We start from the raw sequence: 957 nt of genomic DNA, 5'->3' as shown, positions 1-957 counted from the left end.
TTGGAGGTACTCAGGCGGCCTGATTATCAAATCACGGAGAAAGAATTGCTGGCGGCCTGGGTATTATTCGCCAATCAGTTGCTCAAATATGGCTATGCTATGGCTGATTTATGAGGGGATCCTTCAGGGCGTTGCAACCAAATCTACTTTTGGTTATTGACTGGTTGTGGCTGTTTATTTTTTGGAAACAATATGAATATCTTGGATGAGGTAGCCTCATTAGAAGATCATTACTATCAAGAAGTTGAAGATTTACTTTTTAACCTAGGAATAATATACGCTTGGTTCGGCTTATATAAATTGATCCAACAGCAGATAATCCGAACTCAAATACTTGATATTGCGGCGAATACAGACCCATTAACGGGACTATTAAATCGACGTAGCTTTAACCAAACATCGAATAAACCAACCAAGACTGAAGTCAATTCGTACTTAATGCTCGATATCGATTACTTTAAACAAATTAATGATACTTATGGTCATTCTGCTGGTGATGAAGTGCTTACTCAAGTCGCTGACTACATCAGGCAATGTTTACGAAAAGAAGACCGAGTTGCCCGTTGGGGTGGTGAAGAATTTCTAATTGAAATCAACAATTGTAATACCGACACGGCTAAGATCATCGCCGAAAAAATAAGAGCATTAATAGAAAAAACTTATTTTACGGTTGAAAAACATGTATTACAGCTCACCGTCAGTATTGGCATTGCACATGTCAGCGCTAACAATCAAAACCGAGATGAAGTCATCAATCTTGCGGATAAAGCATTATACCAAGCCAAACATCTGGGACGAAACCGCATAGTCAGCGCTGACGAGCTGGAATAGTAAAGAATCCACCTTCTGAAGAAGGTGGCTTTGTTTTAACCCCCTAAAAGGGGGCCTTTATTCAAGAGCAAGTTGACCCTGCTCTTGCCGCTCTACTTTCTCTTGATGCCTAACGTATCTACGGAT

General features: G+C 40.2%; 1 protein-coding gene and 1 pseudogene. One reads left to right on the top strand and one right to left on the bottom strand.

The window, feature by feature from the left end; genetic code table 11:
* Positions 1–192: 192 nt before the first annotated feature.
* The gene (locus AEA42_RS07605) at positions 193–831 is read left to right on the top strand and encodes a GGDEF domain-containing protein (protein ID WP_055647390.1); all 639 of its coding nucleotides are present in this window, start codon (positions 193–195) and stop codon (positions 829–831) included.
* 57 nt (positions 832–888) lie between these two features.
* On the opposite strand, the pseudogene AEA42_RS22210 reads toward AEA42_RS07605, so the two are convergent.
* Positions 889–957 (bottom strand): annotated as a pseudogene (locus AEA42_RS22210) (IS200/IS605 family transposase); the annotation flags it as partial.

The organism is Shewanella sp. Sh95 (genome assembly GCF_001308045.1).
GTDB classification, from domain to species: Bacteria; Pseudomonadota; Gammaproteobacteria; order Enterobacterales; family Shewanellaceae; genus Shewanella; species Shewanella xiamenensis.
This window is presented reverse-complemented; position numbering and strand designations above follow the sequence as displayed.

Bases quoted from the DNA above. Each gene is read 5' to 3' on its own strand.
- AEA42_RS07605 (WP_055647390.1), top strand. From the start codon at position 193: ATGAATATCTTGGATGAGGTAGCCTCATTAGAAGATCATTACTATCAA.